Annotated in this window: 16 protein-coding genes; 3 read left to right on the plus strand and 13 right to left on the minus strand. The window is 70.2% G+C overall.

The window, feature by feature from the left end; all coding sequences use genetic code 11:
* Positions 1-106: 106 nt before the first annotated feature.
* Together FV242_RS14205 and FV242_RS14210 are read right to left on the minus strand one after the other, a co-directional pair.
* Positions 107-991 (minus strand): GDSL-type esterase/lipase family protein, encoded by an 885-nt coding sequence (locus FV242_RS14205; protein ID WP_147907456.1) that lies wholly within the window; start codon positions 989-991, stop codon positions 107-109.
* Positions 952-2049, minus strand: a complete 1098-nt coding sequence (locus tag FV242_RS14210) for an OpgC family protein (protein ID WP_147907457.1) — start codon at positions 2047-2049, stop codon at positions 952-954. The genes FV242_RS14205 and FV242_RS14210 overlap by 40 nt, the downstream gene beginning before the upstream one ends.
* A 160-nt stretch (positions 2050-2209) precedes the next feature.
* On the opposite strand from FV242_RS14210, the gene FV242_RS14215 reads away from it, so the two are divergent.
* Positions 2210-2476, plus strand: a complete 267-nt coding sequence (locus tag FV242_RS14215) for a hypothetical protein (RefSeq protein WP_147939370.1) — start codon at positions 2210-2212, stop codon at positions 2474-2476.
* A gap of 59 nt (positions 2477-2535) precedes the next feature.
* Here the strand turns inward: FV242_RS14215 and rfbA are convergent, their stop codons facing one another.
* The 4 genes from rfbA to rfbC form a co-directional block, all read right to left on the minus strand.
* Positions 2536-3426, minus strand: a complete 891-nt coding sequence (gene rfbA, locus FV242_RS14220; RefSeq protein WP_147939371.1) for a glucose-1-phosphate thymidylyltransferase RfbA — start codon at positions 3424-3426, stop codon at positions 2536-2538.
* Complete coding sequence (gene rfbD / locus FV242_RS14225; RefSeq protein ID WP_147939372.1) at positions 3423-4328, minus strand: dTDP-4-dehydrorhamnose reductase; 906 nt, start codon at positions 4326-4328, stop codon at positions 3423-3425. The genes rfbA and rfbD overlap by 4 nt, the downstream gene beginning before the upstream one ends.
* On the minus strand, positions 4328-5377 hold the full coding sequence (gene rfbB, locus FV242_RS14230; protein ID WP_147939373.1) for a dTDP-glucose 4,6-dehydratase: 1050 nt from the start codon (positions 5375-5377) through the stop codon (positions 4328-4330). The genes rfbD and rfbB overlap by 1 nt, the downstream gene beginning before the upstream one ends.
* Positions 5378-5486: 109 nt before the next feature.
* Positions 5487-6038 carry a dTDP-4-dehydrorhamnose 3,5-epimerase gene (gene rfbC, locus FV242_RS14235; protein ID WP_147907462.1) on the minus strand — a complete coding sequence of 184 codons (552 nt, stop codon included), beginning with the start codon at positions 6036-6038 and terminating at the stop codon, positions 5487-5489.
* A 267-nt stretch (positions 6039-6305) separates the two neighbouring features.
* Between rfbC and FV242_RS14240 the strand changes: the two genes are divergently transcribed.
* Positions 6306-7211, plus strand: a complete 906-nt coding sequence (locus FV242_RS14240; protein WP_147939374.1) for a hypothetical protein — start codon at positions 6306-6308, stop codon at positions 7209-7211.
* 155 nt (positions 7212-7366) lie between these two features.
* Here the strand turns inward: FV242_RS14240 and FV242_RS14245 are convergent, their stop codons facing one another.
* The 5 genes from FV242_RS14245 to miaA form a co-directional block, all read right to left on the minus strand.
* A complete protein-coding gene (locus FV242_RS14245) occupies positions 7367-10930 on the minus strand; it encodes a tubulin-like doman-containing protein (protein ID WP_147939375.1) in 3564 nt (1187 codons plus the stop codon).
* A gap of 4 nt (positions 10931-10934) precedes the next feature.
* Entirely contained in the window at positions 10935-11423 is a 489-nt protein-coding gene (locus tag FV242_RS14250) for a hypothetical protein (RefSeq protein ID WP_147939376.1), read from the minus strand.
* Positions 11420-12988 (minus strand): hypothetical protein, encoded by a 1569-nt coding sequence (locus FV242_RS14255; protein ID WP_147939377.1) that lies wholly within the window; start codon positions 12986-12988, stop codon positions 11420-11422. The genes FV242_RS14250 and FV242_RS14255 overlap by 4 nt, the downstream gene beginning before the upstream one ends.
* The gene (locus FV242_RS14260) at positions 12952-14310 is read right to left on the minus strand and encodes a hypothetical protein (protein ID WP_147939378.1); all 1359 of its coding nucleotides are present in this window, start codon (positions 14308-14310) and stop codon (positions 12952-12954) included. The genes FV242_RS14255 and FV242_RS14260 overlap by 37 nt, the downstream gene beginning before the upstream one ends.
* A gap of 157 nt (positions 14311-14467) precedes the next feature.
* Complete coding sequence (gene miaA / locus FV242_RS14265; RefSeq protein ID WP_147939391.1) at positions 14468-15370, minus strand: tRNA (adenosine(37)-N6)-dimethylallyltransferase MiaA; 903 nt, start codon at positions 15368-15370, stop codon at positions 14468-14470.
* 26 nt (positions 15371-15396) lie between these two features.
* Between miaA and serB the strand changes: the two genes are divergently transcribed.
* A complete protein-coding gene (gene serB, locus FV242_RS14270) occupies positions 15397-16290 on the plus strand; it encodes a phosphoserine phosphatase SerB (RefSeq protein WP_147907468.1) in 894 nt (297 codons plus the stop codon).
* A 70-nt stretch (positions 16291-16360) separates the two neighbouring features.
* Here the strand turns inward: serB and FV242_RS34540 are convergent, their stop codons facing one another.
* Together FV242_RS34540 and FV242_RS14275 are read right to left on the minus strand one after the other, a co-directional pair.
* Positions 16361-16525 (minus strand): hypothetical protein, encoded by a 165-nt coding sequence (locus FV242_RS34540; RefSeq protein WP_187193659.1) that lies wholly within the window; start codon positions 16523-16525, stop codon positions 16361-16363.
* A 183-nt stretch (positions 16526-16708) separates the two neighbouring features.
* Positions 16709-18259, minus strand: a complete 1551-nt coding sequence (locus FV242_RS14275) for a Do family serine endopeptidase (protein ID WP_187193716.1) — start codon at positions 18257-18259, stop codon at positions 16709-16711.
* Between the last annotated feature and the right edge of the window lie 62 nt (positions 18260-18321).

Genomic DNA, 18321 nt, shown 5'->3' on the forward strand with positions numbered 1-18321 from the left:
TGAAGGCGGCGCCAGGAACCTGATATCCTCGGATGCGGGATCTTCGGATCCTGTATCCAGAACGTTGTTCCAGTAACCGCCGAAGAACGGTCTCGGGATGAGGTGTCTAGCCCGGTGCGCGTTGCGGCTCGGTTAAGGGCGCGGGGCCGGGTGCGGTTGCCGGTTCCGGGGCGGCTTCGGTCCGGGCAAGCGAGGTGGCGATGGTCAACGCCACGTGCTCGGCCATGCAGCGCAGGCCGAGATCGTTCAGCCGGAACTGCCGGCCGAGCATGTGGCTCTCGCCCTTGTCGGTGCGGCTCGAGAGGTAGTGCAGGGCCTCGTAGCGCCGGACTAACGGCACCTGCTGCTGGTTCGCCACCGTACGGACCGCGTCGACAATCCGGTTGTAGTCGACATCCGCCGCCATGCTGGCGGTGTAGATTGGATCGACCAGAACCACGTCGATCCCGTGCGAGCGGATCCAGGTGACGGCCTCGCTCAGCGAACTGGCGAACGCGTCGGCATCGACCCGGGCGATGGCGTCGTGGGTGCCGACCTGCCAGACGACGAGGTCGGGCTCCGCCTCCGCCACCATGGTACGCAGGCGCTCGGAGGCGCCTGACGCGATCTCCCCCGGTAGGCCGCGGTGGTCGATGGTCACGTCGATCTTGGGCAAGGCCCGTTCCAGGGCGGCTTCGAGCTTGGCCGGATACGAGGCCGAGGCGCCCGGTGCTGAGCTGCCGCCGATCGCAAGGATCTTGAGGGCGCGATTCTCGCTCAGCGCGGTCCGGACCGCGCTGAGCTTGGCCATGGTGTAGAGCTGCGCGCCCGGCACCCGGCATTCCTGCGACAGGCTGGGCTGATCGCCCGGACCCGGATCGGCCGGTTGCTCCGCCGCTGCCGCCATCGGCGCCGCGAGACCAAGGATCAGGCCGGTCAGCACCCGGCGAATCCCGGAGACGCGCGTGCGCCTCACGGCCGGGGCCGGGACGACTTGCTGCGGGTGCGCCATTCGACGAACCATGCGGTGAACCCCAGACCCACCAGGCCGCTTCCGGCGACCAGCATATCGACCAGCACGCCTCCGCCGGTCTGGAAACGCACGAGCTGCCCGAACAGGCTCAGGATCGACCCCATCGAGAAGACCGCCAGGGAGTTCCGGCCCAGCTGACTCAGATAGCGCCCGACGACCCCGATTCGGGGAGCTAGAACTGCGTAAAGCGGCGCGAAGGCGAGCAATACCCCCAGGAAATGAAGAAGCCGCGCCGGTGTCAGGTAGGTTTTCTCGAACGTGAACAGCAGCCGCGGCTCGGGCACCATCAGCGGATCCGGCCGGAGACCGGTCACGGCGAGCACGACGCCCACGAGGACGATGGCAAAGCCGGCCGGGATCAGGCGCCGCGACCACCGGCGGAGGGTGTCTGAGCGCAGGCTCCAGCCCTGAAGCACGAACCCCAGCACTAGCAGCACCTGCCAGCAGAACGGATCGAAGAACCAATCGCCCTCCCCGGGCCAGGACGGCACGTTCCACTCGAACACGAGGCTCGCGAGGTAGACGCCCCCGGACAGCGCCAGCGTCGCCAGCAGGCTGAGTCGGCCGACCAGCACGAAGATCGGCGCGATGCCGATGAGCACCACGTAGAGCGGCAGGATGTTGAAGAACCCGAGCTGGTAGGTCATCAGCGCCATGCCGCAGACCGACTGGATCGGGTCCGCGAAGAACCCGCCGGCATTGTGCCATTCGAGGATCAGGGGGTTGTCGAGCAGCAGCGCCGCGCCGGCGATGAGCGCCAGCGCGAGCAGCATGACGGTGAGCTGCGCCCGGTAGACCTCCACGGTGCGGGCGAGCAGCCGCACCACGCTCTTGCCCGCGGCCTCCGGCTTGCCGTCGCGTCCGCGCGTGGCGATGCCGATCGACCAGCCCGCCAGGAACACGAACAGCTCGGCGGCGTCCGAGATGCCGTATTGCGAGAAGGTGTAGCGCTCGAAGGTATTGCCCGGGACGTGGTTGATGAAAATCGTCACCAGGGCGAAGCCGCGCCAGAAGTCGATCGCGTTGGGGTCGCGCATCGTCGCGGCGGCTCCGGGGTTTCGGCACGGGATCGGGGGTCGGCGGCCCCTGATACGGCGCCGGACCGACTCTGCAAAGGCGAACAAAGGGTGAGTTCGCGGGTGCATGCGAACCGGGCGGTCACGCTCGCGTTAGGTCCGGGCAAGGAGACCCGTCACGATGACCCGCACGATCACGATCCTCGGCCTATCGGCCCTGCTGCCGGTGCTGGCCGCCTCGGCCGCCTCGGCACAGGCTCAGACCGGAACCGGCGGGGGACCGACCTCTACGATCACGGCGCCGCACACCTCGTCGGTCGGCCAGACGATGCCGCCCGCCTCCGGCGCGGGCGCCGTAACGGTCAACGACCGCCGCGACCGCACCCGCCAGCAGATCGAGGACGACAAGATCTCGCAGGGCATCTGCATCGGCTGCGCGCCGAAGTAGGTTTTTCCGCGCCTCACGGCGCTCCGAGGCCATCTGGCCCCGGAATCTTACGGCGCGCGTTACCGCAGAGCCAACTCGTCCTCGCTCTCGCGGGCGAGGCGGAGCAGGTTCTGGCCGTAATTGGTCTTGGCGAACATCTCGCCGCGGGCGATCAACTGTTCGCGGGTGATAAATTTCTGGAGGAAGGCAATTTCCTCCAGGCAAGCCACCTGGAGGCCCTGGCGGTTCTGCAGGGTGCGGACGAACTCGCTGGCTTCCAGCAGGCTGTCGTGCGTTCCGGTGTCGAGCCAGGCATAGCCGCGCGACATCCGCTCGACGTAGAGCTGGCCGCGCTCGAGATAGGCCTCGTTGACGCTGGTGATCTCCAGCTCGCCCCGGGCCGACGGCTTCACGGCGGCGGCGATGTCGAGCACTTGGTTGTCGTAGAAGTACAGGCCGGTCACTGCCCATGTGGATTCCGGATTCTGCGGCTTCTCGACGATCTTGGTCGGGCGCCCGGTCTTGTCGAGATTGACCACGCCGTAGGCCTGCGGATTGTCGACGTGGTAGGCGAACACCGTCGCGCCGTCCTTGCGTGACCGCGCTTCGTGCAGCAGCTCCCTCATGCCGGCGCCGAAGAACAGGTTGTCGCCAAGGATCAGCGCCACGTCGTCGGTGCCGACGAAGTCGCGTCCGATCACGAAGGCCTGGGCCAGGCCCTCTGGCCGCGGCTGCACCGCGTAGGTGAATTGCAGGCCGAACTGCTCGCCGGTGCCGAACAGGCGCTTGTAGTTGTCGAGGTGCTCCGGCGACGAGATGATCAGGATCTCGCGGATGCCGGCCAGCATCAGAACCGAGATCGGGTAGTAGATCATCGGCTTGTCGTAGACCGGCAGCAGCTGCTTGTTGATCGACAGCGTGGCCGGATGCAGGCGCGTGCCGGATCCGCCGGCCAGGACGATGCCCTTCATGGCTTGGAAGCTCCCTCTCGAACCGGCCCCACGAGCCGGTCCAGGATGTCGTCGAGCGCCGCCTGCCAGGGCCGCGGCGCGATGGCGTAGGCGTCCGTCAGGCTGTCGGGGGACAAGCGCGAATTGGCCGGCCGCCGGGCCGGTGTCGGATAGGCGGAGGTCGGGATGCCGGTGACCGGGATCGACCGGCCGCCGCGCCGGGCGGACCCTGCCACGATAGCCTCGGCGAAGCCGTGCCACGTGGTGGCGCCGGCATTCACATAATGGAACGTCCCGGTGGGCGCGTCCGAATCCTCGGCCAGGCGCCGGGCGATCGTCGCCAGGGCGGCGGCGAGGTCGGCCGCGGAGGTGGGGCAGCCGTGCTGGTCGTTGACCACCGTCAGGGCGTCGCGCTCGCCGGCGAGCCGCAGCATCGTCTTGACGAAGTTGCCACGGTGCGGACTCACCACCCAGGCGGTGCGCACGATCGCGTGGCGCGGGTTGGCACTGCGTACGGCGAGTTCGCCCGCGGCCTTGCTGGCGCCGTAGACGCTCTGCGGGTCGATCGGCGCGTCCGGCGCGTAGGCGCCGTCGGGTTTCGTCCCGGCGAAGACGTAGTCGGTCGAGACGTGTACGAGCGGGATCGTCTTGGCGGTCGTCGCGGCCGCCAGGATCGCCGGGGCGAGCGCGTTGAGGCGCCAGGCCTCGACCACGTCGGACTCGGCCTTGTCGACGGCGGTGTAGGCGGCGGTGTTGATCACCGCCCGGTAATCGCGCACGGCCAGAGCGCCGGCGATTGCGCCCGAATCGGTGATGTCGAGCTCCGCCCGGGTCGGCGCGTGCACCGAAACGCCGGCCGGCCAAGCCAGGGCCTGCAACTCGGTGCCGACCTGGCCGGCGCCGCCGAGGACCAGGATGTCCATCAGCCGGTCAGCCCGAGGCGCTCGCCCGTGTAGCGGCCCTCGCGGATCGGGCGCCACCAGCTCTCGTTGTCGAGGTACCAGGCCACGGTCTCTTCCAACGCCTGCTCGAAGGTCTTCTGCGGCTTCCAGCCGAGTTCGGTCTCGGCCTTGGTGCAGTCGATGGCGTAGCGCCGGTCATGGCCCGGCCGGTCGGCGACGAAGCTGATCAGCTGCTCATGGGGGCCCTGCTCCGGCCGCAGCCGGTCGAACGCCGCGCAGAGCGCCTTCACCACCGCGAGGTTGTTGCGCACTGCCCGGCCGCCGAGCAGGTAGGTGTTGCCGATCCGGCCACGCTCCAGCACCGCGACCAGACCCTTGGCGTGGTCCTCGACATGAATCCAGTCGCGTTCATTCAGGCCGTCGCCGTAGACCGGCAGCTTCTTGCCCTCGAGGGCGTTGAGGATCATCAGCGGGATCAGCTTCTCCGGGAAGTGCCGTGGCCCGTAATTGTTCGAGCAGTTGGTCACCAGCACCGGCAGCCCGTAGGTCTCGTGCCAGGCGCGGGCCAGGTGATCGGACGCCGCCTTCGAGGCCGAGTAGGGCGAGCGTGGGTCGTAGCGGCTGTCCTCGGTGAAGAACGCGCCCGGGGGCAGTGAGCCGTAGACCTCGTCGGTGGAGACGTGGAGGAACCGGAAGGTCTTCTTTTCGGCGTCCGGCAGGGCTTCGTAATAGCCCCGGGCGGCGTCCAGCATGGTCTGGGTGCCGATGACGTTGGTACGCACGAATGCGCCCGGATCGGTGATCGAGCGGTCGACATGGCTCTCGGCGGCCAGATGCATCACCCCCTGCGGCTTGAACTCGGTCATGGCGGCCTGCACGGCGGCGCGGTCGCAGATGTCGGCCTCGACCAGCCGGTGGCGCGGGTTGTCGGCAAGCGGCGCGAGGGAGATCGGGTTGGCCGCGTAGGTCATCGCATCGAGGGTGCACACCTCGTGGCCGAGATCGTTGACGAGGTGCAGCACCAGCGCCGAGCCGATGAAGCCGCAGCCTCCGGTCACGAGAATGCGCATGGTGGGTCCCCTTCGGATCGTTCGCGTGCGGAAATGAGCTGCCGGGAGCTAAAGACCGCCCGGCGTGACGAAAATACGGCCCGACCGTGCGGCGGCCGGAAACGCGGGTTCAGAAAACCCGGCCGAGATCGGCGAGCCGGGGTGCGCGGCGGTCCTTGTCGGACAGGATCGCGGCCTCGCCCGCGACCGGCCACGGGATCCCGATCTCGGGATCGTCCCAGGCCAGCGCCCGGTCGTGCTCCGGGCTGTAATAGGCATCGACCTTGTAGGCGACCATGACGTCCGGGCTGAGTGTGCAGAAGCCGTGGGCGAAACCGTGCGGGATGTAGAGCTGCTCGCCGCTCTCGGCGTCCAGCGTCACGGCAACGTACTTGCCGAAGGTTGGTGATTCGCTGCGGATATCCACCGCGACGTCGAGGATCGCGCCCTGGAGCACCCGGATCAGCTTGGCCTGGGCCTGCGGGGCGATCTGGAAGTGCAGGCCGCGGATCGTGCCCTGCGGGGCCGAGAACGACTGGTTGTCCTGCAGGAACGGGGCGGTGATCCCGGCCCGGGCCATCGCGTCGGCACGGAACGTCTCGGAGAACCAGCCGCGCGCATCGCCGAAGCGCTTCGGCTTGATGCGCTTCACGTCCGGGATTTCGGTCTCGAACACGTCCATGCCAGCGCGCCCCTCACCGCCGATGCTGCCGGGCAGCCCCGCGGACCTCTCCGTTTCGGACGTCCCGGGCATCGCGCCGGCTGCGCCGAGATCAACCTCGATGATCGAAGCGCGACTTCCGGTCATTCGCCGGCCGTGTCAAGGCGTGTCGGTTGCGGGCCGCCGGCCGACCGGCGGTCTTCGCCGTTGTTTTCCAGGGTCAGTCTTGCCCGTAACGGGTTTGGCCAAAACAGTCCTGGCAAGAAAAAGCCGGTTCAAGGAGAGCCGATGCCCCCCGTCTCGGTCGAGTTCCTGCTGCGCGATCACCTTGCCGACCCGGCCTGCGCCTGGAGCCTCGGTGCTTACGGGGCGGTGGCGGCCTTCGCGCGGGATCCGGCCGAGTCCGCCGCGTTCTGCGAGGGTGGCCGGATCGGGCTCGCGACGCCGCGGGGGGCGATCGCCCTCACCGCGAGTCCGGATCTGGTGCCGTTCGCCTACGAGACCGGCTTCACCGGCGGGTGGAGCCAAGCGGTCGCCCTTTGCCTGCCCGCTCAAGCCTGTGCCATGGGCCGCCGTGTCGTGCTGACGGAGCTCGGACCGGATGAGGCCGCGGCGCGGGCGCAGGATCGCGGGGCGATCCTGTTCGATCTCGGCCTCGGGCTCCGGGCGGTCGATGCCTGCGTGCGGGTGGCCGCTCCCGACCTGATCGACCGTCTGAGAGCCGCGTGCGGACGACCGATTCTCGCGCCCGGCGCTGCGATCGGGGCCCTCCTGATGGAGGCGAGCCCGCATCGGGTTTTCTCGGCCCGCTTCGGCCGGGTCGAGGTCTATACGCCGATCCCACCGGCCGGCGGCGCAAGCGCATCGGGGCCGCACACGCATATCCTGCCCCAGCTCCTGCGGCTCGGCCGGACGCACGCGGCCACCGCACCGATCCCGTCCGGTCTCGTGCCCTGCGCGGCGCTGCATCCGGCGCACCCGGCCAAGGACGCGACGGGCCGTCGGGCCGGCTTCGACGCCGCCCGCCATGCCGCGTTCGGAAGCCTGCTCGACGCCTGGGGCGACCCGGCGCTCACCGCGCTTCGGCGGACGGTGCTGGCCGGCGGCGAACCCGATCCCGTTTCGGCGAATAGCCGTGTCGCCCGATCGGCGATCCGGGCGGCGCAGGCGCAGGTTTTAGCGATGCGTAGCTGAGCGCCACGGCCCTCATTGCGGGTGCAGGAAAGCTACTTAAGGCCGCGCGCGATTTTAAGACGTGGCGCATCACTGAGTTGCTTGGCTGCGCGCGCAAGGTCCGTGTGGCCGATGTGACTCCTTCGGCCAGCCACCCGCACAAATCGAAAGCCCTTTCAGCGAACCGGAGGCGGAGGTGGGGGTGGAGCCAGGAGGGTTGCGAGCGCCGGGTGGTCGCCGGCGGCGATCCAGGCGCCTCCCTGCGGGTGGATCTGGGTGGTAGCGCTCAGGATGCCTGCGCGCGCCTGCGCGACGAGTTCGGCCAGCGGGAACGGGCCTTCGACCGTGTCCCGGTAGACGTAGAAGAGATTGATCGGCGGTGGCGGCGGGGCGGGCGCGGCCGGGCTCGCGAGGCGCAGCAGCGCCTCGGTCGTGAAGGCGGAGGGCTCGATCACCCGCTTGTCCACGGCCCGCAGGGCCGGCGGATCGGACGGGTCGCGGTTGGCCTCTTCGGCCGACACGTCGGAGAGGCTCCCCGAGATCGGTTTGGCCCAGTCCTCGACCCGGGCGAGCAGCGTGTCGAACAACCGGTCCGGATCCACCGGCAGGCCGCCGGCCTCAACGGCGGCCTGTCGCCAGCGTAGGGCAAGCGACGCCGCGACGGCATTGCCGACGCCGCCGACCCTGGCCTCGGCGTCGAAGTTCACTGTCTCCCGCCGCGGTGCGTAGGCCCGTTTGGCGGTCCAGGCGAACAGGGCCGCCATCGCGAGGTTCTGGACCGGAGACAGGGCCGCCTCGGCCTCGGCGAGCTGGGCCTCGATCGCTGCGCGCTGGACCCTGTCGAACAGCTTGCGCCTGAGGGTCCGCTCGGACCCGACGCTGCGCCAGTCGCCGGGCTCGAACGCGAAGCGCCACAGCCCCGTCTCCGGCGCCCGATGGAGCAGGCCGAGGCAGACGGCGCGCAGGAACAGCGACAGGGTCTCGCGCAGGGCATCCGATTCTTCGGCCGAGGGGGCGACCGGGTCCGGGAAGCGAAGATAGTCCTTGTGATTGTGGAGCGGAATCGCGTCGAGGCGGTCCAGCTCCTGCGCGTAGGCGGTCCGCCAGTCGCGGCGTAGGGGACCAAGCACGTCGAGCGGTACGCCCGACAGCTCGCAGTAGCAGACGATGCGGCCCCGCTGGCTCGATTCGAGAAAGCCGATCTCTCCGGCGCCCAGCACCGGCGGCAGGCTCGCCCGCAGGATCGGGCCGAATTCCGCCTGGAAGGCACGCGAGCCCTCCACCGCCAGGATCGTCTTGAACTGGTCGCCGCCCGGGCTGAAGGCGTCGAACCGTGCGTAGATCCAGGGCATGCAGCGCAGCAGCATCAGTTCCAGAGTCTCGCGCTGCTTTGCGGGCGGCAATTCGCGGAGCGCATCCAGCGCCGACGGGATGCGGGCGCGGTGCGGCCCGAGCCGGCGCCGGGCCATCTCGCGGACGGCGTTGAGCAGGTCGGTCCGGGTCTCCTCCTCGCGCAGCAGCGCGAAGATCGCGCGTGACCCGCCATAGGCGCGGAATGCCTCGCGGGCCCAGGCGAGCCGCTCGGCCGGGGCGACCGCGATCTTGTCCGGTAGGTCGCCGGAGGGCAGGACCAGGAAGGTACCGCCCGAGGGGCGCTCGATGGCGTTGCGGATCTCGGCGATGTCGAGGCGCAGCTCGCGCATCAGCCGGCCGACATCCTCGTGGCCCTGGTTCAGGGCGCCGAGCAGGCCGTCGTAGCGGGCTACGCCGGTCTCCGGGTCGCGCCCGGTCCGGGCGCCGAGCCTGGCGGAGACCCGGCGCAGCAGCTCGGCCCCCTCGCGGGCGGCCACTGCCCGGATGCGCAGGACGCAGGAGCCCCGCAGATCCTCCCGGGCCTGTTCCAGGTAGCGCTCGGCGTCACGCCGGTGCGAGAAGATCAGGCCGGGGCGGACCTGGTCGAGCCGGCTCAGCGAGGCAGAGAAAGGCTCCGCCAGCATCTCGTCGGCGAGGCGGGCGTAGGTGTCTGCGGCGCCGGTGAGCCGGGCGAGCGCGCCGCCATCGGCCTCGATCAGGTCCTTCACGCCCTCGATCAACGCCCGCGCGTAGTCGAGGCCGCCACGTTCCTGGTCGTCGAGGAGGCGATAGAACGCGGCCGGCAGAGCGCCGTCCCGGTCGGAGAGCCAGGCCGCCTCGAGCTTGGCGCGCACGTCCAGCACCTCGGCGCCGCGGGGACCGTAGGCGGCGCCCGAACCGGTACGGCCCAGGATGTCGTCGCGCAGGCGCTCGGCTGCCTTGCGCAGGTTCGGCGCCCAGTCCCGGGGGCTGGCGATCTCGGCCTTGATCGCGTCCACCGCCTCCTCGACGCCGAGCGCCACCGATTCCTGGATCGACGAGCCGTCCGCCCGCTGCAGCAGCGTGCCGACGAGGTCGTATTCGGGGATGCCGGGCGGCGCCGGCTGGAGCACCCTCGGAAACGCTTCGAAGGCGGAGAAGCGCAGGGCGAGCCGGTCGGCGGCGAAGCGGTCGCGCTCCTCCACGGTGGGGATGTTGCGCTCCGCCAGACGCTCCCCTTGCCCGCGGGCGACGCCGAAGAACGCCTCCACCATGCCGAGGCCCGCCCTGGCGGCGTGCTCCTCGAACTCGAGGCTGCCGCGGGTGGCGAGAACCGCCTGGCCCAGGGCCGAGTAGTTCAGCGAGAACAGGGCGGCACGGCTGGCGCGGTCCGGGCTCGGCGGCGCCCATTTGCGCATCTTGTGCTGGGTCTGGTTGACCCCGGTTGAGCGCTTGCGGCCGGAGAATTCGGAATTGCCGAAATCCTCGAACAGCACGTCCGCCATCATGTCGTAGAGGTCGCCGATCGCGCCTGTGCGCTGATCGGCGAGGTTCTGGGTGTCGAACAGGTAGACGTCGCTGAACGGCCGCTCGACCCCCCGGGAGACCCGAGCGTGGTCGCCCCAGCTCTCGACATAGGGCGGCTCCGGATTGCCCCGCATGGCGTATTCGAGTTCGGACAGGGTGGCCACGCCGTTGGCGAAGACCCGGTCCTTGTTGGCCCCGACATAGCCCGAGGGCAGGACCAGGAAGAGGTCGACCGCGTCCGGGCGCTTGGGCGTCTCCAGCGAGGAGATCGCGTAGCCGGCATCGATCACCGCCCCCGAGCCGGTGCCGCCGGCAACCGACGCCACCACGACGACGCGCAGGTCGGTTGAGGTGTCGAGGCCCAGCGCGCGCAACTGCGCCTCGTTCGAGACGTTGGCGAGCACCGCGCCGGCCTTGGCGGTGAGCCGGCCGGTGAAATTGCGGACCTCGTCGAAGAACAGCAGCCGCGCGATGGCGCGGATCTGGCCCGCACCCTTCGAGGCGTCGATGCGCGACAGGTCCCGAGCGGGAAGCCAGGAATCGATGTGCGGATAGCTGCGCCGCTCGGCCTGGTAGCGAGCGAGGTTGACGGCCTTCTGCAGGGTCTCGCCCTCGCGGAACGCGACCTTGGCCGAGAGCGCGTCGGTGGCCGCCGCCCGGCCGGCCTCGCGGGCCTCCAGGGTGTCGGTGTCGAAATACAGGAAGGACGCCGCCGGAAACTGGTCGAGGGCGCTGATCCGCGTCCCATTCCAGTCGGCCTGGAGGATCCGGCGACGCAGGCGCAGCAGCACCTCCATGCCGGTGCCGCCAAGCGCCACGAACACGGTCGGGCGGACCTTCAGAAGCGTTTCGGTCTCGGCGGCGGGCCGGGCATCAGCCATGGTCTCAGCGCCTCCGGTCGGGTGCGCGCAGGAACAGCACCAGGGCGGCGCCGAACAGCACGATGCAGAGCGCGAAGCCGGCCGCCAGCCCCGCCCAGGCCTGCCACAGCCGGCCGACCGTGGCGCTCACCAGGATCGACGCGGTGAGCATCAGCGCCGAGAACAGCATCCAGCTCGCGCCGTTGGCGGCGTCCAGCGTCGCGCGGCGGTTGATCAGGTGGGCGCGCACGCCCTGGCGGACGAACAGGAACAGCAGCGCCAGCACCACCACCGCGGCGGCGCCGAGCGCGAGTTCTGTGGTGGTCGGCCCCCGTTCGAGCCCGCTGAACGGGTTCGCCGCGGTGCTGGATTGGGCCGGCGGCGGCACGGTCTGGAGCGGATCGGCTTGCGGGGCCGGGTTCTGCGGGGCGGGAATGGTGAAATCCTGGCCCGTCCGGGCCTGGACGCGGACGATCCCGGATGGCCCAACGCCATCGCGATACAAAAACATCATGCGCCGGTTCCGGGCTCCTGGAGACGGGTTGCTCGGGCCGGCCCCCACAGGCCCGCCCGCACCTGCCAGCGGCTGCCGTCCGGGGCACGGACGGTCTGGGCCCGGTACGGCCTGAGGCTCACCCGCTTCTGGACGGTGCCGAGCGTCACGGTGTGCTGCCTTGCCCGGGTAGCGGCCACCGCCCCGAGGCCGGCGGCGGCAGCGAGGCCCAGGGCAGCCGCGGCGGCAGCGATGAGCGGCCAGGGCGAGAACGCCGCCTCGATCCGCACCGGCAGACTCACCGAGGCTTCCGAGACTCCGCGATAATCGCGGAACAGGCCGGGCAGCCGGCCCTCCACGGCGCTCGCATCCCCTACCGGCCCGCCCATCTGGTCTCCGGACAACAATCCGCTGCCGAAGATCGGCCGCACCCGTTCCAGGAAGGCCGGATCCAGCGCCAGGCGCAAGTCCGCCAGCCGCAGAGTCAGGGTGCCATCCACGGTGCTGCCGTCGGACACCAGACCGGCGAGGCCGACCGGACGCGGGATCGGCGGCAGGGTCAGGACCACCGCGAGCGGCCCGCTCTCGGCCTGGGGCGCCAGATCGGTGATGTCGGACGGCGAGACCGCCGCCTGGGCCAGCCCGGTCCCGGCCCCCTCTTCGTTCCAGCGCAGCGCCAGCCGGGCGGCCGCGACCCGCTGCGGATAGAGGCCGTTCCCCAGGTGGGCGGTGAGCCGCAGGACCGTCCCCGCCGCCGCGTCGGCCCCGCGCACCACCAGCACGCCGTTCTCCAGCCCAGCCTGCAACCCTCCGGCGTCGAGGCGGTCGAAGCGCAGCGTAAGGCCGCCGGCCAGCACCGGCTTCAAGCTCACCGGCGGATGATTGAACAGGGCCTTCAGTCCGGGTGTGGCCAAGGCGGCCTCGAGTGCCCGGCCCCCGGCCGCGCCGTAGCCGATGCCGTAGATGACGAAGCCGCCCTCCGAGAAGTTGCGACCCTTCAGGGGCATCCGAACCGGGTAGGCGACGATCCGGCTGATCGCGTCGGACCCGCGCAGCGCCGCGTAGAAGGCGGCGGTGTTGCGCTCGACCTCGGCGCTGTTGCCCGGGGAGTTCTTGTTGTTGGTGACCATCCAGATCACCCCGTCCCGGCCGCGCAGGCCGATGCGGATCGCGCCGAGCAGCGCGCCGTTGAAGTCGGCATCGGCATAGGCGCCACCACCGGCCTTGCGCGGCAGGTCGATCGCCGCGACAGCAGCCCGGACCCGGGCGGAATCGTAGGCCCCCTCATACAGGATCCGCGGCGAGGGCCGGCCAGGCACCTGTCCGTCCTGGTCGAAGGTCGCCACCGCCACGTCGGCCCCCGGGACCCGGGCCGCGGATGCCACAAGGGCTTCGACGAGGGGCCGGAACTGCGAGCCCTCGGCGGTCAGGAACGGCTCCATCCAACCGGAATCCTGCACCAGGAAGACCTGCCGCACCGGCGCATCGGCCAGGGCGCGTCCACCGAGCAAGAGAGCGAGCATCAGCAAGGCCCGGAGGGGCGCCCGGCTCATGATGCGCGCAGCCGCAGGGCGTGGCAGCGGCATTCCGACCGGCTCCACAGGTAGAGCACGCCATCGTGCAGCAGCGCCCGCGCATCGCCGATCCGCGACACCGCCAGACCCACCGGCAGCCGGCGCAGGCCGGCTCCGTGGGCGTGGTGGAGCACGTGCCCGGCCACGGGCGCCGGTAGGCTCTCGCCGCGCAAGAAGCCCCCGCGCGGGCCGGGAATGTCGAGGGCGAGCAGGATCGTGTCGCGGGTCATCGCCAGCCGCGGCACCAGCAAGTTGCCGGCATGGGCGCCAAGGTTGAGCATTTCCTCGGAGGCCTGCCAGGGCACATCGAATCGCTCCGCGCCGGCATAGGTGCAAGGCCCGGCCGCGAGATGCGGACCGTCGAGACCGTGGAGACCTGGATCCGGTGCCAGGGCGGCGACGTGGTAGCGGCCCGCGACCATGCCGAGTTGATGGTGCAAATCGGCCCGGTCGCGCCAGGGGGCTTGGGCGACCACCGGCGCGAAGCCGTCCGGCCAGGGCGTGACCCGGGTGTCGTCATCGAGCGTCCGGCAGGCGACAAACCCATCCGGACCCGTCCAGAACGAATCGCCGAGCCGGTTCATCCAGGGGCCAGCGAAGTCCGCATCCGGCGCGGGGGCGTCGAGGTCGTGCAGCACGAGGACGTTCGATGCGGCCGCCATGCGGCACAGAACGAGACGTCCATGCCGCTCGCCCAGGGCGAGGATGTCCCCGCCCCGCCAGCACGGCGCGGATCGGAAGCGCAGGCCCGGCATCCGGGCCTCGGCATGGTCGGAGTGGGGCCCGAGCTGCGGCAGTCGCACGCCGACCAGCGCATCGGCGGTGGCATAGGCGATACCCCGGCGGCCCGCCGTCAGGCCCGACCCCACCGGTGCCGGGGGCAGCCGTCCGAGGCCGACGAACCTGCTTCCGTCCCAGCCCTCGAACGCGCCCAGATTCTCCTGAAACAGGTAGAGCGCGGCCGGATGCCCGGCCCGGATCAGAAGGGGTACGCCGCTCGGCAGCGGCACCTCAAAGACGCTCTCAGCCGCGACGTCGAGGATCTCCGGGGCCGGCACCGGAACCGGCGGCCCCAGGGCCGCGCCGGTCCCGGGAGCGTACGCGAACGCGGCCGGGAACGGCCAACCCTCCCCATCCCGGCGGATGCCGAGATGGGCGATCCGGGCATCCCCGGCGGCGAGTGTGACCCCCGCGACCTCGGCCGCCACCGGCCGGCCGCCCGTGAAGCGCCAGAGCTGGCGACCGGGGAGGCTCGTGAGACGCGGGTCCGGATCGATCGGCCAGACGCCCTCCGGTGCGGTACGGGCGAGCGGAGATGGGTCGTCCAAGCTCACAGGCACCGGTCCATGGATGGGAAAGCGACGGGATCGTTCCCGATTTTTCGCGGGATGGGAAGGGCGTGCGGGAAAGGCGCGTGCATGTCACTGATCGAGGACGGATCCCCGGACATCCGAGCCCGTCAGGACGCGGGAGCGCAGCGCATCGTATTCGTCACAGTTCAGCTGCCGCATCCGGGTCCAGCCAGCGCCATCCAGTCCCCATCTGGTGACGGAACCATGTGACCTGCCGCTTGGCGTAGGCCCGCGTGTCGGCCTGGCCCCGGGCGATCGCGGCCTCAAGATCCAATGCCCCGTCGAAATGGGCGATCAGTCCCGGCACACCGTGAGCGCGCATCACCGGAAGCATGGGATCGAGCTTGCGGGCGCGCAGGCGAGAAACCTCGTCCAGGGCTCCTTCGGCGACCATCGTGCGGAAGCGGGCGTCGATACGGGTGCGCAGGACCGTGCGGTCAGGCGCCAGAAAAAGCCTCTCGAGGCTTTGGCCGGCCAGCGGCCCAGGCACGGGGTCGCCGTAAAAACTGGCGATTGGGCGGCCGGTGGCCAAAAAGATCTCCAGGGCACGCATCACCCGCATCCGGTCGCTCGGGCGCAGGCGCATCGCGCCGTCGGGGTCATGACGGGCGAGATCGGCGTGCAGGGCCTCGGTCGGGCGGCCCTCGGCCTCGCTGCGCACCTGCATGCGTACCGCCTCCGGCACCGGTGGCAACTCCGAAAACCCCTGTTCCAGGGCCCGGAAATACAGGCCGGTGCCGCCGACGAAGATCGGCAGCCGGCCGTCGAGCGTCGCCAGGAGGGCGGCGGCATCCCGGGAGAACTGCCCCGCCGAGTAGTTCACGGCCCCGTCGACATGGCCGTAGAGCCGGTGGGGCACCCGCGCCTCCTCGTCGGGGGCGGGCCGGGCGGTGAGCCGGCGCAGGTCGCCGTAGACCTGCATGGAATCGGTGTTGATCACGACGCCGCCGTGGCGCTGCGCCAGCCGGGCGGCCAGCGCTGACTTGCCCGACGCGGTAGGCCCTGCGATGAGGATCGCCGCCGGGCGCCCCCCGGCCTCCATCCGGTCTGGCAAGGCGAAACTCCACGATGCTGGTCGCGGTCCTGATAGCAAACCCGGCTCGGCCGTCCATCACCGACGCGGTGCTGGCTGAGGCGCGCGCCGTGCTCGGGACGGAGCATCCGCCGCGGATCCTGCACGGAGATGTCGCCGCCGAGATCCTGGTGCCGGGCGATCCCACCGACGCCGGTGCCCTCACGGAGCGGCTGCGGATCGCGCTCTCCGGCGAGCCGATCGACCTCGCCGTGCTGCCGGCCGATGCGCATCGGCGCAAGCGCCTGTTCCTGGCCGACATGGATTCGACCATGATCGAGCAGGAATGCATCGACGAGCTCGCCGGAACGCTGGGCCTCAAGGATCATGTCGCGGCGATCACCGAGCGGGCGATGCGGGGCGAGATCGCGTTCGAGCCGGCTTTGCGCGAGCGCGTGGCGCTCCTGAAGAACATCCCGGTCGCCGCGGTGGACGGGCTGATCACCGAGCAACTCAGCCTCACCCCGGGCGGGACGACGCTGGTGCGTACGATGCGCGCGCACGGTGCCCGGACCTGCCTGGTCTCGGGGGGCTTCACCCTGTTCACCGGGCCGATCGCCAAGATGATCGGGTTCGAGGAGCACCGGGCCAACGTGCTCGGCGTCGCGGACGAGCGGCTCACCGGGGTGGTGGTGGATCCGATCGTCGGCAAGGCCGAGAAGCGCGCGGCGCTCATCGAGTTGCGCGATGGCCTCGGGCTCAGCCCCGCCGAGACCCTGGCGGTCGGTGACGGCGCCAACGACCTCGACATGCTGGACGAGGCCGGCCTCGGTGTGGCCTTCCGGGCCAAGCCTGCGGTCGCGGCCGCCGCCCGGGTCCGGATCGAGCGCGGCGACCTCACCGCGCTGCTGTACCTGCAGGGCTTCGCGGTGGCCGAGTTCGTGGTTTGACGGGTTCGTGAATGCGGATGCCGTCGAGCATGACGATGGCACACGGCCGGGCTTGGCCCTGAAGGCCTGTCTAACCCAAAATCCGGCGCACCATCTCGCTCTTTGCGGAAGTGATTGCGCCTTCGGTCGTACCGATGTCTGACTTTATCTTGAGGCTGAGAGCCTCGATGCCGGCCTGAACGTCGCGGATGTCGCTTTTGGTGATGAGCTTTTCATCGACCCGCGCATCCGCCAAGCCCTTGGCCTACTCGAGTGGCCCCTTCGCTTCTCGCGCAGTGCGCAGGCTAACGCGACCTGGGACCGAGCGGGAAAGCGCCGCGGAGTGGGTCTCCATGAGCCATTGAGCCTAGCCGCAAAAATGAAGGCCGCCGCATCCTTCCGGAGCGACGGCCTCCAAGCTCTCTCGGTCAGATCCGGCTTACTCGAGCCCGATCGCCACGAAGCGCACATCGCCGGTGGCGCTCGCAACCAACAGCAGGACGGACTTGCGGCCGTCTTTCTTCAAGGCGTCGACCCGCTTGGACACCTCGGCGGGCGTGCTGACCGCCTCCTGGCCGACCTCGACGATGACTTCGCCGGGCTGGATACGCTTGTCGGCGGCCGTCGAGTTCGGATCGACGCGCGTGACGACCACGCCCTTCACGGTGTCCTTGATGGAGTACTTCTTGCGCAACTCATCGGTGATACCGGAGAGGTTCAGCCCCAGAGCCTGACGGGTCGTGCTCTCGGCTTCAGGCTGGCGCAGGTTGGCGAGCTGCGGCTTGTCGGTGTCCTCGAGCCGGCCGAGCGTGACCGGCTTGGTCAGCTCCTCGCCCTTGCGGACCACGACCACGTCGACCTTTTGCCCCACGGGCGTCGACGCGACGATCCGGGGCAGGTCGGCCGACGCCTTCACCGGGGCGCCGTTGAACTTCAGGATGACGTCGCCGACGTCGATTCCGGCGGTCTTGGCCGGACCCTTCTCGTCGACGCCGGCCACCAGGGCGCCACGCGCGCCGCCCTTCAGGTTGAGCGCCTCCGCGGTGGCGTCGTCGACATTCTGGATGCGAACGCCGAGCCAGCCGCGGCGGACCTCGCCGAAGTCGCGCAACTGGTCGATCACGGGCTTGGCCGTATCCGACGGTACCGCGAAGCCAATACCCACCGAGCCGCCGGTGGGCGACAGGATCGCCGTGTTGATGCCGATCACCTCGCCGTCCATGTTGAACAGCGGGCCGCCGGAATTGCCCTTGTTGATGGCCGCGTCGGTCTGAATGTAGTTGTCGTAGGGACCGGACTCGATGTTCCGGCCGCGCGCCGAGACGATGCCGGCCGAGACCGAGCCGCCGAGGCCGAACGGGTTGCCGATGGCGATTACCCAGTCGCCCGGGCGCATCGTGTCGGACTTGCCGAACGGGACTGCCTTCAGCGGGCGCTCGGCAGTGGGCTTCACGCGCAGCACCGCCAGGTCGATCTTCGAGTCCTTGCCGATGATCTCGGCCTTCAGCTTGGTGCCGTCGTGCAGGATCACCTGGATGTCGTTGGCGTCGCCGATGACGTGATTGTTGGTCACCACGATGCCGGACGTGTCGATGATGAAGCCGGAGCCGAGGGAGTTCGACTTGCGCTGCTGGCGCGGCGAGTCGTTGTCGCCCCGCTCGCCACCCTTGTCACCGCCCTTGCCGCCGCGGCGGTTGAAGAACTCCTCGAACAGGTCCTCGAAGGGCGTGCCCGGCGGCAGCTGCGGCATGGTGCGGCTGCTGCGCGCATCGACCGTGGTAGAGGCGGAGATGTTGACCACCGCGTCGGTGACCTGATCGGCAAGGTCGGCCAGCGAGGCCGGGCCCTTGGCGAAGGCCGTGACCGGAAGGGACGCCGTCGCGAACGAGGCGCCGACCAGGATCGCCGCCATGAACGAGCGGGTGCGGGAACGGGGCTGCGCCTGCGCGCGGCCGAAGGACGCCCGGGGGGCGCTCACGACGGGGTGCATAGTCGACCTCTTCAAGAACGCGTTTCCGGTTTCGCGGGCCGCCGACCGGAATCGGCCGCCCG

The organism is Methylobacterium sp. WL64, assembly GCF_008039945.1.
In the GTDB taxonomy this organism is placed as follows: Bacteria; Pseudomonadota; Alphaproteobacteria; order Rhizobiales; family Beijerinckiaceae; genus Methylobacterium.

Excerpts from the sequence above, each read along its gene's own strand:
- FV242_RS14215 (WP_147939370.1), top strand. The coding sequence starts at position 2,210 with ATGACCCGCACGATCACGATCCTCGGCCTATCGGCCCTGCTGCCGGTG.
- rfbA (WP_147939371.1), bottom strand. The coding sequence starts at position 3,426 with ATGAAGGGCATCGTCCTGGCCGGCGGATCCGGCACGCGCCTGCATCCG.
- rfbD (WP_147939372.1), bottom strand. The coding sequence starts at position 4,328 with ATGGACATCCTGGTCCTCGGCGGCGCCGGCCAGGTCGGCACCGAGTTG.
- rfbB (WP_147939373.1), bottom strand. The coding sequence starts at position 5,377 with ATGCGCATTCTCGTGACCGGAGGCTGCGGCTTCATCGGCTCGGCGCTG.
- FV242_RS14250 (WP_147939376.1), bottom strand. The coding sequence starts at position 11,423 with ATGATGTTTTTGTATCGCGATGGCGTTGGGCCATCCGGGATCGTCCGC.
- rfbC (WP_147907462.1), bottom strand. The coding sequence starts at position 6,038 with ATGGACGTGTTCGAGACCGAAATCCCGGACGTGAAGCGCATCAAGCCG.
- FV242_RS14240 (WP_147939374.1), top strand. The coding sequence starts at position 6,306 with ATGCCCCCCGTCTCGGTCGAGTTCCTGCTGCGCGATCACCTTGCCGAC.
- FV242_RS14245 (WP_147939375.1), bottom strand. The coding sequence starts at position 10,930 with ATGGCTGATGCCCGGCCCGCCGCCGAGACCGAAACGCTTCTGAAGGTC.
- FV242_RS14275 (WP_187193716.1), bottom strand. The coding sequence starts at position 18,259 with ATGCACCCCGTCGTGAGCGCCCCCCGGGCGTCCTTCGGCCGCGCGCAG.
- serB (WP_147907468.1), top strand. The coding sequence starts at position 15,397 with ATGCTGGTCGCGGTCCTGATAGCAAACCCGGCTCGGCCGTCCATCACC.
- FV242_RS14205 (WP_147907456.1), bottom strand. The coding sequence starts at position 991 with ATGGCGCACCCGCAGCAAGTCGTCCCGGCCCCGGCCGTGAGGCGCACG.
- FV242_RS14255 (WP_147939377.1), bottom strand. The coding sequence starts at position 12,988 with ATGCCGCTGCCACGCCCTGCGGCTGCGCGCATCATGAGCCGGGCGCCC.
- FV242_RS14210 (WP_147907457.1), bottom strand. The coding sequence starts at position 2,049 with ATGCGCGACCCCAACGCGATCGACTTCTGGCGCGGCTTCGCCCTGGTG.
- miaA (WP_147939391.1), bottom strand. The coding sequence starts at position 15,370 with ATGGAGGCCGGGGGGCGCCCGGCGGCGATCCTCATCGCAGGGCCTACC.